Origin of the sequence: Bradyrhizobium sp. CCGUVB1N3 (genome assembly GCF_024199925.1) — a bacterium.
In the GTDB taxonomy this organism is placed as follows: Bacteria; Pseudomonadota; Alphaproteobacteria; order Rhizobiales; family Xanthobacteraceae; genus Bradyrhizobium.
Window position 1 is genome coordinate 3,206,717 of record NZ_JANADR010000001.1, and the last position, 13,735, is coordinate 3,220,451.

13 protein-coding genes and 1 pseudogene are annotated in these 13,735 nt (G+C 59.7%); 2 read left to right on the plus strand and 12 right to left on the minus strand.

The genetic code is table 11. The features are described 5' to 3' along the window. Position 1: 1 nt before the first annotated feature. Both NLM33_RS15150 and NLM33_RS15155 read right to left on the minus strand, forming a co-directional pair. The gene (locus tag NLM33_RS15150; protein ID WP_254096820.1) at positions 2 to 1,129 is read right to left on the minus strand and encodes an ABC transporter permease; all 1,128 of its coding nucleotides are present in this window, start codon (positions 1,127 to 1,129) and stop codon (positions 2 to 4) included. A gap of 143 nt (positions 1,130 to 1,272) precedes the next feature. Beyond that, complete coding sequence (locus NLM33_RS15155; RefSeq protein ID WP_254096821.1) at positions 1,273 to 2,496, minus strand: NAD(P)/FAD-dependent oxidoreductase; 1,224 nt, start codon at positions 2,494 to 2,496, stop codon at positions 1,273 to 1,275. A 148-nt stretch (positions 2,497 to 2,644) separates the two neighbouring features. Between NLM33_RS15155 and NLM33_RS15160 the strand changes: the two genes are divergently transcribed. After that, positions 2,645 to 3,655, plus strand: a complete 1,011-nt coding sequence (locus tag NLM33_RS15160; protein WP_254096822.1) for a LacI family DNA-binding transcriptional regulator — start codon at positions 2,645 to 2,647, stop codon at positions 3,653 to 3,655. 41 nt (positions 3,656 to 3,696) lie between these two features. Here the strand turns inward: NLM33_RS15160 and NLM33_RS15165 are convergent, their stop codons facing one another. The 3 genes from NLM33_RS15165 to ltrA form a co-directional block, all read right to left on the minus strand. Beyond that, positions 3,697 to 4,632: a substrate-binding domain-containing protein gene (locus NLM33_RS15165; protein WP_254096823.1), complete on the minus strand. Its 936-nt coding sequence runs from the start codon at positions 4,630 to 4,632 to the stop codon at positions 3,697 to 3,699. A 410-nt stretch (positions 4,633 to 5,042) separates the two neighbouring features. Continuing rightward, positions 5,043 to 5,468 (minus strand): hypothetical protein, encoded by a 426-nt coding sequence (locus NLM33_RS15170; RefSeq protein ID WP_254096824.1) that lies wholly within the window; start codon positions 5,466 to 5,468, stop codon positions 5,043 to 5,045. Positions 5,469 to 5,478: 10 nt separating this feature from the next. Further along, positions 5,479 to 6,732, minus strand: a complete 1,254-nt coding sequence (gene ltrA / locus NLM33_RS15175) for a group II intron reverse transcriptase/maturase (protein WP_254096825.1) — start codon at positions 6,730 to 6,732, stop codon at positions 5,479 to 5,481. A gap of 709 nt (positions 6,733 to 7,441) precedes the next feature. Here ltrA and NLM33_RS15180 point away from each other — a divergent pair. Further along, a pseudogene (locus NLM33_RS15180) lies at positions 7,442 to 7,645 on the plus strand (IS3 family transposase); the annotation flags it as partial. Positions 7,646 to 8,218: 573 nt separating this feature from the next. On the opposite strand, the gene NLM33_RS15185 reads toward NLM33_RS15180, so the two are convergent. The 7 genes from NLM33_RS15185 to NLM33_RS15215 form a co-directional block, all read right to left on the minus strand. After that, on the minus strand, positions 8,219 to 8,890 hold the full coding sequence (locus NLM33_RS15185; protein ID WP_254096826.1) for a 4-carboxy-4-hydroxy-2-oxoadipate aldolase/oxaloacetate decarboxylase: 672 nt from the start codon (positions 8,888 to 8,890) through the stop codon (positions 8,219 to 8,221). A 102-nt stretch (positions 8,891 to 8,992) separates the two neighbouring features. Continuing rightward, positions 8,993 to 9,838 carry an ABC transporter substrate-binding protein gene (locus tag NLM33_RS15190; protein ID WP_254096827.1) on the minus strand — a complete coding sequence of 282 codons (846 nt, stop codon included), beginning with the start codon at positions 9,836 to 9,838 and terminating at the stop codon, positions 8,993 to 8,995. Positions 9,839 to 9,869: 31 nt separating this feature from the next. Beyond that, positions 9,870 to 10,607, minus strand: a complete 738-nt coding sequence (locus NLM33_RS15195) for an amino acid ABC transporter ATP-binding protein (protein WP_254096828.1) — start codon at positions 10,605 to 10,607, stop codon at positions 9,870 to 9,872. Next, positions 10,604 to 11,377: an amino acid ABC transporter permease gene (locus NLM33_RS15200; RefSeq protein WP_254096829.1), complete on the minus strand. Its 774-nt coding sequence runs from the start codon at positions 11,375 to 11,377 to the stop codon at positions 10,604 to 10,606. Before NLM33_RS15200 ends, NLM33_RS15195 begins: the two co-directional genes overlap by 4 nt. 3 nt (positions 11,378 to 11,380) lie before the next feature. Further along, the gene (locus tag NLM33_RS15205; protein WP_254096830.1) at positions 11,381 to 12,082 is read right to left on the minus strand and encodes an amino acid ABC transporter permease; all 702 of its coding nucleotides are present in this window, start codon (positions 12,080 to 12,082) and stop codon (positions 11,381 to 11,383) included. Positions 12,083 to 12,091: 9 nt separating this feature from the next. Continuing rightward, positions 12,092 to 12,856 carry an SDR family oxidoreductase gene (locus NLM33_RS15210; RefSeq protein ID WP_254096831.1) on the minus strand — a complete coding sequence of 255 codons (765 nt, stop codon included), beginning with the start codon at positions 12,854 to 12,856 and terminating at the stop codon, positions 12,092 to 12,094. Between the two features lie 86 nt (positions 12,857 to 12,942). Next, a complete protein-coding gene (locus NLM33_RS15215; RefSeq protein ID WP_254105808.1) occupies positions 12,943 to 13,734 on the minus strand; it encodes a LamB/YcsF family protein in 792 nt (263 codons plus the stop codon). Position 13,735 lies beyond the last annotated feature (1 nt).

Here is a 13,735-nt window from a genome sequence, read left to right on the forward strand (position 1 = left end):
CTCAGCGTTCTCCGGTGATCAGGCGACGGATGTAGGTATTCAGGAGGACGGCGGAGAGCAGAATGATTCCGAGAAAGACTCGGAACAGGGAGCTGTCCACTCCAGCAAAGAAGAGCCCCTGTTGGACCACGCCAAAGATCAGCGCTCCGAGTGCCGCCCCGATCACGGTCCCGTACCCACCAGTCAGCAGCGAACCGCCGATCACGACGGCAATGATGGCTTCAAATTCCTTGAGCAGCCCGCGATCGGCGACCGCCGACCCGAATTCCAGGGCCTGGCACGCTGCGAACACGGTTGCACAGAATGCAGAGAGCATGAACATCAAGACTTTGACTCTGCCGACGGGCACGCCAACATTGCGAGAGGCGCCGGCATCGCCGCCGGAGGAAAATATCCAGTTGCCGAACGCGGTCTGCGTCAAGAGCAGGTGCCCAAGCAGCACCAGGACGACCGCCCAGACCATGAGCATAGGAATGCCGTCGACGACCGGTTGGCCTGCCTTGGCCCCGACCTTGAATTTGTCGACGAGTCCGTTATCGGCAAGCCAAACGAACAAGCCATGGAGAACCTTGCCCCCAAAGATGGGGGCCAGCCAATCGCCCTTGGCGGCGGCGTCAAGGCCGCTGATGATCGTCGTTCCGTTCGTCTTGATGGGAACGTAGATCGTGAGCCCGCGCAGGACAAAAAGCGATGCGAGTGTCACAATGAAGGATGGCAGACCGGTACGGATCACCAAGAATCCATTGACGGCGCCGACCGCAAGCGCAACCACGAAGGCGATGAGGATCGCCAACCACATCGGACAGCCGCCGACAGTCGAAAACAGCGCTATGACGATCCCAGAAAAGCCAATCATTGAGCCGACCGAGAGGTCGAATTCGCCTGCTATCATCAAAAGGCACGCGCCAACCGCGATGATTGCGAATTGAGCTGCGATAACGCCCCAGTTCATGAAGCCCTGCAGCGAAAACATTCCCGAGTCGGGAGCGACGACAAAGAAGAAGAGAAAAACTGCGATCGTGCCGCAGATCGCCCCGAGTTCGGGTCGAATCAGTCTTCTGCGGAAAGAAGACACTTTTCGAATACGTTCATCTGCAGCTATCGCTTCAACCGAAGCGTTCGCGCCCATGGTCTTCCTCCCGATAATTGTCGGCCCTGGGTTGTCGGGCTCGTTCTCGTTAAGCTGGTTCGACCTGCTCGGCGTTTCCGCCGACCAGAATACATCGCGCCTCGGCTCTGCCCCGCAGACGGAGCGAGACGAGCCGTCCGCCTTCACGCGGCCAGAAGCGTTTTGAGCTTGACGTCGACTGCAGCCAGCTGATGCGGCTGCGGCTTCGCGCGCTTGGCGATCAGCATCTCGGCGAGTCGGATTTCCCTGGCCACCGCGTAGCCCTTGCCAAGGCCGCTTGCGGCAATGAGGCGTCCGCCAGCCGCGAGATGAAAAAGCACGAAGCTTTCTTCGGGCAGGTTGCGACGGACTGTCGTGCACTCGTCGTTCAGCAAACCTGCTACGTAAAGCTGCATGTCATATTGGTCCGACCAAAACCAGGGAACGGCGTTGTGCTGGAGATTGGCACCAAGCATGTTTCGAGCCGCAAGCCGCCCTTGCTCCCGGGCATTGCGCCACGACTCCAGCCTGACGCGGAGTCCATCACAAGTCGCAAGCGGGAAGGAACAGCAGTCGCCGGCCGCGAAGATATCGGGATCGGAGGTGCGCAAGCATTCGTCGACGGCGATGCCGTTTTCGATGTCAAGCCCGGCAACTTGCGCCAGATCCGTCACAGGGGCCGCGCCAATGCCGACGATGCAAACATCTGCTTCAAATTGGCGACCATCCGTCGTCAGAACGAGAATGGAAGAACCGTTTTCTTCGATCGCTGCGATACTACGGTCGCACAATATCTCGACTCCCTCGGCCGAATGCCGCGCAGTTACCGCGGCCGCGATTTCCTCCGGCACCGCCCGCTTCAGGATCCGCGACTGAGCTTCGATGACATGGACAATGGCGCCGCGCTGTCTCGCCGAGGCCGCCAGCTCCAGCCCGATAAACCCAGCGCCAATCATCACTATCCGAGAATTGGGCCGCAGGAGCGTGCGGATACGCAGCGCGTCGTCATAAGTCCTGAGATAGGCGACCCTCGCGGACGCGTTCGGCAGCCGCCGCGGGTTAGCGCCGGTCGCAAGCAATAGTTTGTCGTAGGCTACCGAAGTGTTGTCCGCCAAAAGGACCCTCTTTTCACGGCGGTTTATCGCCTGGACTGGGTTCGACGTCCTCAAGTCGATCGAAGCCCCCGCCAGGCGGCCGCGGTCCGCGATTGTCTTGGGTGAAGGCTCGCGTTCGTCCGTCATCGTGGCTTTCGAGAGCGGCGGCCGCTCGTAAGGCAGATGGGCTTCAGCTCCAATTAGAGTCACCAGGCCGGCATAGCCCGCCTCGCGCAGGGTCAAGGCGGCGGCCACGCCGCACTCGCCCGCACCGATGATTACGATTCCTGCCATGTCTTCGCCCTACCGGTTTCATCCCTCGGGCGACCATCGGGCAGCTACCCCGTCGCCTCGTGTTCCTTGAACCCTCAGGGTAGTTGGTAGATACCATTGCAAACCACCCAATTTCTGATCATCTTTGATCAAGGATCCGGTTTCAGGCATGAAGAAGGTCACGTTGCTCGACTTGGCCCGAGAGGCGAACGTGGGCACCGCTACCGTGGAGCGGGTTCTCAATGCGCGCGGCAACGTGAGCCCCGAAACAGCCGAAAGAGTCGCCCTGGCGGCTCGCAGGCTGGGCTACGATCGTCGGCTGCCGGATCGCTATCGGGGGGTCGTCAAAATTGAGGTCATGATGGTTCGTCCGGATACGCCTTTCTTCGCGCGGCTCAATCAGGCCTTCGCGCGGATCGCCGCGTCGCTGGACTCAAGCGTTGTCGTCCACCGTACTTTTCTCGACGAGCTTGATCCTCATGGACTCGCACGCCACATCGCCAACCCCGGATTCCGCCGGTCTGGCCTGATCATCGCGGCGCCGGATCATTCCGAAGTAAGAGCAAGGTTACGAGAAGCGAAGGCATCAGGTGTCGCCATCGTTCATATCGTCTCGCGTATTGGTGCCGAGCACGATTCGTTCGTAGGCATCGATAACTATGCTGCCGGGCGTTCGGCCGCCTACTACATGACGAACATGCTCAAAACGCGATCCGGGAGCCTTGTGGCTCTATGTCACAGCGGCGCTTACGACGTTCACAGAGAGCGTGTGCGTGGCTTCTCCGATTATTTGGCGGAGCATGGCGATCCGGCGCATTTGTTTGCGCTCGTCATGTTCGGGCTAGACGATCGTTTGCGATCAGCGGAGGCGTTTGACGGCGCATTGCGGCAATGCCGAGATGTTATCGGCGTCTACAATGCCGGCGGTGCGAATTCCGGCATTGGCTCTGTCCTGGAGCGGCACGGTCGGACCAAATCGATCATGTGGATCGGCCACGAACTGACCGAAAATTCGCGCCGATGGCTCAAATCCGGGCTCATGAGCATTGTATTCGATCAGGCCCCGGAAACCCAGGCAAGGCGCGCCATTGACCTGGTTCTTCAGAGGATAGGCTTCATCGATGTAGAAGTATCGAATGAGCCGGTGCGGTTCCTTACCGTGACCTCGGAAAACCTCTAAAGGGCGCGCAGATAGGTTGCGCGCCCCTTTTCCGATTCTTGTTACCGATATTTGCCAGCCAGCGCCAAGACCTGATCGAGATTGTTCTTGGTGATCAGGCCGGGTCCAGAATAGACGTCGTTTGCTTGCAAGACGCCGAACCGTACATAGTCAGTCAATATTCCCACGGCTCCGTAGCCCTGAATAAAGGGCTGCTGGTCCACGGCGACCTTGATCATGCCCTCCTTCATCGCGCCGACAATGGCTTGGCTCAGGTCAAACGTTGCGAAGAAGTACTTGTCGGCGGCGCCCTGATCCTTCACCCATCTGATCACGGGATCGGCTCCAGTGGGTCCCAGCGTCAGGATTGCCTGAGTATCGGGATGCGCTTTCAGAAAGGCCGCCGTGCGCGCCACTATGTCATTCGGATCGGTACCCGAGTCCATATCTTGAGCGCCAAGCTTGACGCCGAGAGCATCGGCAAACCCCTGGCAGCGTCGGTGCGAGGCTGGATGCTGATAGAAATGGTTGACGCAGACAAAACTCTTGACGCCGGCAGCTTTCGCCTTTTCACCTGCCGCCTTGCCGGCTTCGTACTCCGCCTGGCCGATATAGCGGAGCGCTCCGATTTTCCTGGCAATGTCGGCGGAGCCCGAATTGACGATGACCACCGGTATCCCGGAAGCTACGGCGTTTGAGAGCGGGTCATCAACGATCTTCTCGTCAGGAACGGTCGAGATGATCCCGTTCGGCTTGGACGCAATCGCCTGATCGATCAGCCGAGCCATCTGCGACAGGTCGCCTCCCGGCGGATTCCGGAATTCGACTGTCACGCCCATCTGAGTGGCGGCAAGCTGCGCCGAGTTGCGGATCACATTGAAGAACGAATCCGATTCCGACCAGTGGCCTACAAACACGATGCGTTCAGCTGCATGGGCTACCGCGCCAGTCAGGATTAATCCGCAGACGCCGAGCGCCGCGGCAAGCAGTTTTTTCATGTGACGTGTCTCCTCCCCGCGCTCGATTATCGCTTCGGCAAAATGCCGTGCTGCGCGTGAGAAGGCAGCGTATTCGCCGCATTCGGTGGCTCAACACTTTCGATGATCAGATTTCATCAAGCGCTGAATGCGACCGGCGGACAGATGTGAGCGCCCCTGCCCTCGCGACCCAACTCACTAGGCCACCTAGCTCTATGGACGTCACATCAGACTACCTGATTCCAGATCCTGACTGAGGGTATTAAGTACAGATGGAGCGGTGCCCTTCACGCGACCCGCCGGTCGGTGGTCAAGTCACCGGTCCGCTGCATCGCTGGATCGACTACTTCAGTTGGCTCGACCGGCAATGCGCCGCCAGTCGGGCCAACGAGGCACCAACTTCCTTGCGCAGGACGTGTCGAGGTAGGCCACTATGAGCCGGGCGTTTTGATAACCAGCTTTATGTTGAGGAGGCTTACGCCCTTGAACGGGTTCGGCGCGCTTTCGATAGTGCCCGTGCCCGTAGCGTTCGCATAGGCACCCGTGCCCGAGAGGAACGTATATTCGCCCTTTGACTGGCCGTCTTTTACCGAGCCGGTATAACGCGCCGTGATGGAGCCATCCTCGAACGTGTAGGTGCTGTAGCCGTAGTAGGATCCCGAGCCTTTGAGCATTTCTTGAGAATTTACGAAGTCTTTCACCCCAATGCGACCGTCCTTGAAGATGGCAACGCCGAACAATTTGCCGGACGCGACCGTCTGGCCCTCGACATTTGCTACCTCTGTTATCTGTCGAGTAGCGGAGAAGAATTTCACCTCTCCGCCCTCACGAATCCGGACATGAAACTCGCGCTTCATCCGGCTTCTATCATCCAGCCGCGGGTCGAATGCCGGCCGTCCACAGGTACATCAGCTTCGGCTCTCGTTTTGCGAGACGTCCGAGCCAGTGTACTGCTGCGGTCTTTCGGCGTTTGAACCTCTTATATTTCCGCATCACCCATCGCGTGAGCGTCTCGTTGACATGGCGAAGGACGTTGACGCACTCCGTGCGGTAGTATCGCCCGTAGTAGTTCAGCCATCCCCTCGCCACAGGATCGATCAGCTTGGCAAGGTCTTTCAGCTCCTGGTTATTCCGTGTCGATGCTATCCGCCATTCGCGGATAGTCTGCCGGATTCCCTTGGCTGCCTTGCGGCTGATGGCCGGCACGAAGCTAACAAACTTCTTACCGCTCCTGTTGCGGGCTTTTCGCGGCCGGAAGGTATACCCGAGGAAATCGAACGTGATTTGCTCATATCCTCCGCTCCGATTGTTGTCCTTGCAGTAGACGATCCGGGTTTTCTCCGGGTGGAGTTCTAGACCGCATTCGGCAAGACGTTCTCGGATCGCTTCCAATACGGCTTTGGCCTCCTCCTCACTCCTGCAATGGACGATCGCATCATCGGCGAATCTTTCGAAACACAGATGTGAGAAGGTCCGCTGCATCCATGCATCGAAACAGTAATGCATGAAGAGATTGGAGAGCACGGGCGAGACAACGGAGCCCTGAGGGGTTCCCCGTGTTCGCTCGTCACGGGCTCCGTCTTTCCGTTCCACGGGAGCTTGCAGCCACCGCTTGACGTAGAGACGAGCCCAGCCCAATTCCACATGGTGGGCTACAGCTTTTTCCATCAGGTCCCATGGAATCGTATCGAAGAATGACTTGATGTCCAGGTCTATGACCCAATCGAATTTCCAGCAGCGCTCGCGCGCCTTCCCCACTGCGTCGAGCGCAGACCGTCGGGGTCGATAGCCGTAGGAGTCGGGGTGGAAGATTGGCTCCACTTCCTTTTCTATGACCATCTTTGCGACCGTCTGGGCAACGCGGTCTCCGACGGCGGGAATGCCGAGTTTCCTGACACTCTTGCCGTCAGATTTGGGGATTTCCACGAGACGAACGGGCGGTGGAAAATACGTCCCCGACGACATGCGATTCCAGACCTTGTAGAGATTCCTCTTCAGATCCTTTTCGAACGCCGCGATAGAGACGCCATCCACGCCCGCAGCTCCTTGGTTTGCTTTGACCTGTTGCCAGGCTTGCCAAACAAGGTGTTTGGAAATGTCATACGGCTTTGCCTCGGACATCAGCTCCTCCCCTTTTCGGGTTGGCTGTCGTCGTTGGCCAGATGATCGGGTCCCTTCGCTCTACCCGCATTACCGGGCTTCATCACTACTGCGAACCCGTCCGCCCCTGCGCCGTGCATCGGTACTCTCCCCTCAGCGGTGCTGCCGCCTTCAGGTTCTCCCTTGTCATCACGACGCAGGTTCCCACGTTCCACGCAAGAGCCTGCCATCAGGATCGCGCCGCCTTTACACCGGTTGCCACCTGGCCAAAATACAGGCCCTTGCCAGATTTGGTCCCAAGGGAACTACAAGCCCTTGGTTTCGACAACATCTGATCCAATTTTCGATGCTTCATCGGCGGTTCGTTTCCACTCGCCTTCCTGAGGCTTACCTGACGGGCATGTCGCCCGCTTTTTCCAACAACGCTCACCACCTCGGCCATTGTGCCGACGCAGCTTGTGGTGGTTTGGACCCTGATCCTGTAATCCGAGTCCGGAGGGCCAACCCCCATCTCTCGCGCAGCAAGGCTACTCGAAGTTTGGGTTACATTTTCATGTTCTCCCTCGTTCCTTCGCCTTCGTGGCGCACTGTAATCGATCGGCTTGGTTACGAGCTTGAACTCGAGCACCTGCTCGCCGGCTACAGCGGTTGACGCCGCAACGACCAATCCCACGCCAGCAAGGAAAAAGGTGAGAGATTTCCGCATAGGCTCCTCCTGCTTTTTGAAATGAAATCAAGAAGTGCGCTGCGGGCTATACATCATGCCCCGCCTCTCGCGCAGCTCGGATGGAAGACACCATCGGAGTTCGCCTTCACCTGCAACCCGCGACGGGATCTGGCGCTGCGCTATGCCGATGGCTCCGCACCAGCTCCCGTCGCTACCACCGCCCATTCGGGTAAATCCACCAGCCAGAGCGAACTGAGGACTGGATAAAACTTGGGGGCATGGTCACCGCCCATGGCCCCAAGCCCAACAGCGCTCAAGCCATTGGCATGTCGGCCGTCGCACAAGTGCATCATTCGACGGGTTGTCCGATTTGTTCGCCGTAACCCTCTATTCTACGATGAGAGCATAGCCGGCCTATCCAAGTAGTCTCCACCGTATATGTTGGTGATGAGACCTATGGAGATAAGCCAATATGGCCAACGCAATGCTCGTTTAGCTCGATTCTCAACCGTGCCTTAGAATCTCTATTTCCAAACGCGTCCGAAAAATTCAGCGGGAATAGAGCTGCTTCTATAACCAACCCAACAGCTTGAGTGCTGGCTGGGGCGGGAGGGATCGAACCTCCGAATGGCGGAATCAAAATCTGTTCGATTATTCAATGTTTTCAATGCGCATTTGGAAAAAATGCCGAAAAGGCGCTCCAGCAATTCCAATAGGTTTGTAGCCGTCTCCAAATAACGAAGCAGTTCCCGCCAGAATGTGAGGCAACCACGACAGCTCGCCCGGAGCAGCAACTGGAGCCGCAACACTGGCGGCCCCTTTCGATGCTTACTTTTCAAATCAGCCGTAGGTGCAATTCTTAGCGGCAAGGACTTTGTCCATTCCGGACAGTTCGAGGATATTCCCCTTCGCTTCCAGCGCCGCCATCATCCGCGCTTCCTTGGCCTCGCGCTCGGCAGAGGCCCTCGAGACCGCCGCAATGTTGTTCTTGGGCACGACGACCACGCCATCGTCGTCTGCGCTGACGAGGTCACCCGGATTGACGGCAATGCCGCCGATCACGATCGGCTGGTTGATCGTGCCGAGCGTCTCCTTCACCGTGCCCTTCATGGACAAGCCGTAGCAGAAGACATTGAAGCCACGCTTGCGGATCGCCAGGCCGTCGCGCACGCCGGCATCGGTTACGAGACCCACGATGCCCTTCGCCATGCAGGCCGTCGTCAACACCTCGCCGAATCCTCCCTGCTCCGGATGATCTCCTGCACTGACCACCAGCACATCACCGGGTTGGGCAAGGCTGATCGCCGTGATGAGCATGAGATTGTCGCTCGGATGGCAGCTGACGGTCAGTGCCGGCCCGCAGGCGCGCATCCCCGAATAGATCGGCTTGATGCGCGAGGTCAGCGCGCCCGTGCGCCCCTGCGCTTCATGCAGCGTCGACGGCGCATATTGCGAGATGTCCTTGACCGCAGCCGGATCGGGGCGCTCGAACGATCGAATGACGTGAACCATTGTGTCGTTTCCGTTGTATCGTTGTTGGATATTGGTTCAGCCCGGATGGCGGAAACCGCCATCCGAACCGTACGGGTTGGCCATTGCAGCGTAAGCGGCACGTCACGGTATCGGCGTGAACTTCAGCTGGCTGAGCGGGACGACCTTATCCGTTCGGGTCTGGCGGTACTCAGTCTCCGGACCGAGCCACTTGTTCCAGAGCTGATTGATCTCGCCGGCGCCGTCCATCGCGACGAGCGTCTCATTGATCTTGGCAAGCAGCGCCGGCTCATCCTTCTTCATCCCGACACCTATCGGTTGGAGGAGCATGGGGTCGTCGATCATCTTGAGCTCGACGCCGCCCTTCTTCGATTCGGCGACCAGCTTCACGATCGTCATCGTGTTGGCGACCATCCCGGCCGCCTTGTTCTGCTGGACCGCCATGAAGACGGATCCGGTGTCCTGAAACACGAGGGGATCGGACCCGTTGAGCTTGATCGACAATTCCGAGGTCGAACCCTTGGTCGACGCCAGCCGTTTGCCCTTGAAATCGTCTTTGGTCTTGCCAGGATCGGTCGCCCTCACCGCCAGCATTTCCTTGGCGATATAGTAGGGATCACTGAACTGGATCTGCTCGGCCCGGCTTAACGTGTAGGCCAGGTTGGCGACCGCAATGTCGACGTGCCCGAGCTTGACCTCGGGAACCCGCGCCTCGACCGACATTGGCGTGATCTTGGCGGTCACGCCGAGCCGCTTGGCGATGGCACTGCACAGATCGACGTCAAAGCCGACCATCTCGCGCGTCTTGGGATCCGGCGCCGCAAACGGCGGCACATCGGCAAACGTCCCACAACGCAATTCCTTGCGCTCCATGATGTCCTGGAGCTGATCGGCTCGCGCTGCCGCGCTGGCCCCTGCAAGGCTCGCGGCAACGAGAGCGGCTGTCAATAACGGGGCGATTGAATGCATGTGGTCCTCCTCCAACAAATCGACGATGAAACTAATGGCGCGTGCGCAAGTCCGACAGGAAGCGCTTGGCGCGGGGATGCTCCGGATTGCCGAAGAACTTGTCCGGCGTCGCAATCTCGACGATGCGCCCCACGTCCATGAACCAGACGCGGTCGGCCACTTCGCGCGCGAAACCCATTTCGTGGGTCACGCACATCATGGTCATTCCTTCGTTGGCGAGGCTGCGCATGACCGCGAGAACCTCGCCGACCATTTCCGGATCGAGCGCGCTGGTCGGCTCGTCAAAGAGCATCGCTGGAGGCTCCATCGCCAGCGCCCGCGCAATCGCGACGCGCTGCTGCTGACCGCCGGAAAGCTGCGCTGGATGCGCCGACGCCTTCGAGGCGAGACCGACGCGGTCCAAGAGCTGCATCGCCTTGTCGTGGGCTTTGGCGCGATCGACACCTTTGATCTTCATCGGCGACAGCATGATATTGTCGAGCACGGACAGATGCGGGAACAGGTTGAAGCTCTGGAACACGAAGCCGATGTGACTGCGCAAGCGGTTGAGTTGCGCTCCGCTCATCCGGGCGTGGACATTCTGGCCGTCGAACATGAGCTCGCCGGACTGAATTTCCTCGAGCCGATTGACGGTCCGGATCAGGGTGGACTTGCCCGAGCCGGACGGACCGCACACGACCACCACCTCGCCGCGCTTCACCTCGGCGTTGATATCGGCAAGCGCCTGATAGTTGCCATACCACTTGTTGACGTTGCAGAACTTGATCATCGACGGACCTCCTGAACGGTCTCGGGCTTGATCACCGCGACGCCATCAACCATTAGAATTTGGGAAGCGCCGCGCCCCGCACGCTTTGCCGCGATACGGCGCTCCAGCCAGTTGGTGAGCTGTGTGAGCGTCCAGCAGACAGCGAAATAGATGATGGCGAGAACGAAGAAGACCTCGAACGGCTGGGTCAGAAGCTGATTGTTGATCTGATTGGCCGCAAACGTCAGTTCGGGAACGTTGATGACATAGGCGAGCGTCGTCTCCTTGATCGTCGATACGAACTGGCTGAGGATGCTCGGGATCATGTTGTAGAGCGCCTGGGGCAGAATGACGTAGCGCATAGCCGAAAAGTGACTGTGGCCCAGCGCGCGTGCCGCATCCATCTGTCCCTTGGGAAGAGCCTGGATGCCGGCACGGACGATCTCACTCAGGAATGCCGCCTCGTATACGACCAGCGTGCAGACCATCGCCAGGAAGCCGGGAACGATGCGTCCGATTAGAAGCGGCAACAGAAAATAGACCCAGAAGATGATCATCAGAAGCGGCACGCCGCGCATGACATAGACGAGCGCCGTGGCAGGCCAGTTCAACACGGGCCAGGGCGAGAGGCGCGCCAGCGCGACGAGAATGCTCAGCGGGAACGCCAATCCGATGCCAAGAATCGACAGCATCAGCGTCGCGGCAATGCCGCCGAGCGGGCCATTCGGAAACTGGCCGATCAGCAGGAGCAGCCAATTGTCGCTGACAATATGGTAGATATTGATCAGCATGGGTCAGGTGGCTCCCACCGGACTCGACCGACGACTCAGCCAGGCGCCAACCGCCATCAGCAGCAGCGAACAGGCGAGATAGATGATGGTCGCGATCAGATAGGTTTCGAACGTGCGGAAGCTCTGGTTTTCGACCTCCTTCACTGCATGCATCAGGTCGGTGACGCCGATCGCGACCGCAAGACTGCTGTTCTTGAACAGAGAAACCGTATGGTTGATGAGCGGCGGCAGCGCGTTTCGCACCGCCTGCGGCATCATCACATAGCGCATCGCGCTGATGTAACCGTGCCCAAGCGCCTTGGCCGCCTCCATCTGCCCGGCTGCAACCGACCGCAGGCCGGAGCGCAAATCCTCGCTGAAATAGGCCGCCTGGCAAAGGCCAAGCCCGATCACGGCGAAGATCGCTTCACCATTGTGCACGCTGATCCAGTCTTGAAGCCCAAGTGGAAGCAGGCTCGATATGCCGAAGTACCACAGCATCAACTGCACGAGCGTCGGCACGTTCTGGTGATAGGAGATGTAGGTAGCCACCGCGCGGTCCGCGATCCGGCTCGGCGCCAGCCGGATGACGAGCAGCAGGATGCCGAGGCTCATCGCGAGCAGCCAGGACCCGATCGCCACCACCAGCGTCATCTCGAAGCCGTCGAGCAGCATCCGGCTATATTCGGGCTTGAGCAGGATCGCTGAGAGGTCGAGGCTGCTCATCGCGGGGACTCAGCGGCTCGGCTCGGCGGTGGACGCGGCACCCTTCGCGGTCGACAGTCCGCCCGGGACCTGGAGCGTCGGAGTGATTTCCATGTATCCGACGTTGACTGCTATGGGCGCGGCAATCGCAAACGCAATCGCGTCCGCGATGTCCTTCGCTTCGGGCAGCTCGTAGCCCTCAATGAAGCGTTCGTAGGTTTCCTTCGAGGCGCCGTGGACATGGGCAAAGATATCGGTGGCAACGCGGCCCGGGCAGATTTCGGTGACGCGAACGCGGCGGCCAAACACGTCGATGCGAAGCTGGCTCGACAGCATGCTGATGCCGGCCTTGGTCGCATGGTAGGAGGAGTTGCCTCCAAAATTGTAGGCGCCCGCAATCGAGCTGATGTTGACGATGTGGCCACGGTCGCGCGCAGCCATGCCGGGCACGATCAGGCGGCAGAGATGCAAGACCGCGCGCAGGTTCACGTCGACGATGAGGTCGATGTCCTCTGCGTCGGCCTTCAGAAACGGCTTCGGCCGATCTACGCCGGCATTGTTGACGAGAATGTCGAACTCGATCTCTTTGGCAAGCTTCGTCACGCCAGCGAGATCCGTCACATCGAGCGCGTGTCCGACGCAACCGGTCCGTCGCGCCAGCTCCTCGAGCGCGTTCGCGCCGCGCGCCAGCGCGTGCACTTCCAGGCCCTCGCGGCGCAATCGTTCGACGACAGCGGCACCGATGCCGGAAGAGGCGCCGGTGACGAGAGCCTTGCGATAGTCGGAGAACGGCATGGGCTGTCCTTGAGCTCGATGGTTTACGTTATCCCCTCGCCGCCACCCAGGCTAAGACGGAATATCTCTGGCGCGATAAGGCTGCCTTATGTCCGGGCATGCCCATCCCAGCGGCATCCTTGCTGCGAAATGGGCACGATGCTGGCGCCGCTGGCCACGACCTCCTCGCGGATGGCTCTCGCCAGATCGACGGCGCCGTCGGTATCGCCGTGCAACAGAATGCTCGCGGGTCGCATCTCCAGCGAGTTTCCGCTGTGGGTCACAATCTCGCCCTGGCGAAGGATGCGCTTGACCCGCTCAAGCACGTGGGCACGGTCATGGATCACCGACCCGGCAAGCTTGCGTGACACCAGCAGGCCGTCATCGTCATAGGCGCGATCCGCCAGGAAGGTCGACGCGGCCCGCAAGCCGCAATCCCTGGCGGCCGCTTCCATGGCGCGGCTTGCCGAGGTGAGCAGGATCAGCTTCGGATCAAAGGCTGCAACAGCGCGCACCAGGGCGGCCGCCAGCGCATGATCTGCCGCGACCATGTTGCCGAGCGCACCGTGAAAGCTCATATGCGTCATGCGCGCGCCGCACGAGCGGCAGATCCCGTCGAGCGCTCCAAGCTGATAGGTCACGATCGCGGCAAGCTCGGTGATATCGATCTGCATGACGCGGCGACCAAAGCCCTGACGGTCGGGGAAGCCGACATGCGCGCCGATGTCGACACCGCGCGCCATGGCAAGCTCGACAGTGCGCTGCATGATCAGCGGATCGCCCGCATGGAACCCGCAAGCCAAATTGGCCGAAGACAACACGTCCAGGAGCGCAGTGTCGTCGCCCATGCGCCAGGGTCCATAGCCCTCGGCAAGATCGGCATTGAGGTCGATATCCATG

Coding starts and splice junctions, on each gene's coding strand:
- NLM33_RS15210 (WP_254096831.1), bottom strand. CDS start 12,856: ATGCCGTTCTCCGACTATCGCAAGGCTCTCGTCACCGGCGCCTCTTCC.
- NLM33_RS15160 (WP_254096822.1), top strand. CDS start 2,645: ATGAAGAAGGTCACGTTGCTCGACTTGGCCCGAGAGGCGAACGTGGGC.
- NLM33_RS15190 (WP_254096827.1), bottom strand. CDS start 9,838: ATGCATTCAATCGCCCCGTTATTGACAGCCGCTCTCGTTGCCGCGAGC.
- NLM33_RS15195 (WP_254096828.1), bottom strand. CDS start 10,607: ATGATCAAGTTCTGCAACGTCAACAAGTGGTATGGCAACTATCAGGCG.
- ltrA (WP_254096825.1), bottom strand. CDS start 6,732: ATGTCCGAGGCAAAGCCGTATGACATTTCCAAACACCTTGTTTGGCAA.
- NLM33_RS15200 (WP_254096829.1), bottom strand. CDS start 11,377: ATGCTGATCAATATCTACCATATTGTCAGCGACAATTGGCTGCTCCTG.
- NLM33_RS15150 (WP_254096820.1), bottom strand. CDS start 1,129: ATGGGCGCGAACGCTTCGGTTGAAGCGATAGCTGCAGATGAACGTATT.
- NLM33_RS15215 (WP_254105808.1), bottom strand. CDS start 13,734: ATGGATATCGACCTCAATGCCGATCTTGCCGAGGGCTATGGACCCTGG.
- NLM33_RS15205 (WP_254096830.1), bottom strand. CDS start 12,082: ATGAGCAGCCTCGACCTCTCAGCGATCCTGCTCAAGCCCGAATATAGC.
- NLM33_RS15155 (WP_254096821.1), bottom strand. CDS start 2,496: ATGGCAGGAATCGTAATCATCGGTGCGGGCGAGTGCGGCGTGGCCGCC.
- NLM33_RS15185 (WP_254096826.1), bottom strand. CDS start 8,890: ATGGTTCACGTCATTCGATCGTTCGAGCGCCCCGATCCGGCTGCGGTC.
- NLM33_RS15170 (WP_254096824.1), bottom strand. CDS start 5,468: ATGAAGCGCGAGTTTCATGTCCGGATTCGTGAGGGCGGAGAGGTGAAA.
- NLM33_RS15165 (WP_254096823.1), bottom strand. CDS start 4,632: ATGAAAAAACTGCTTGCCGCGGCGCTCGGCGTCTGCGGATTAATCCTG.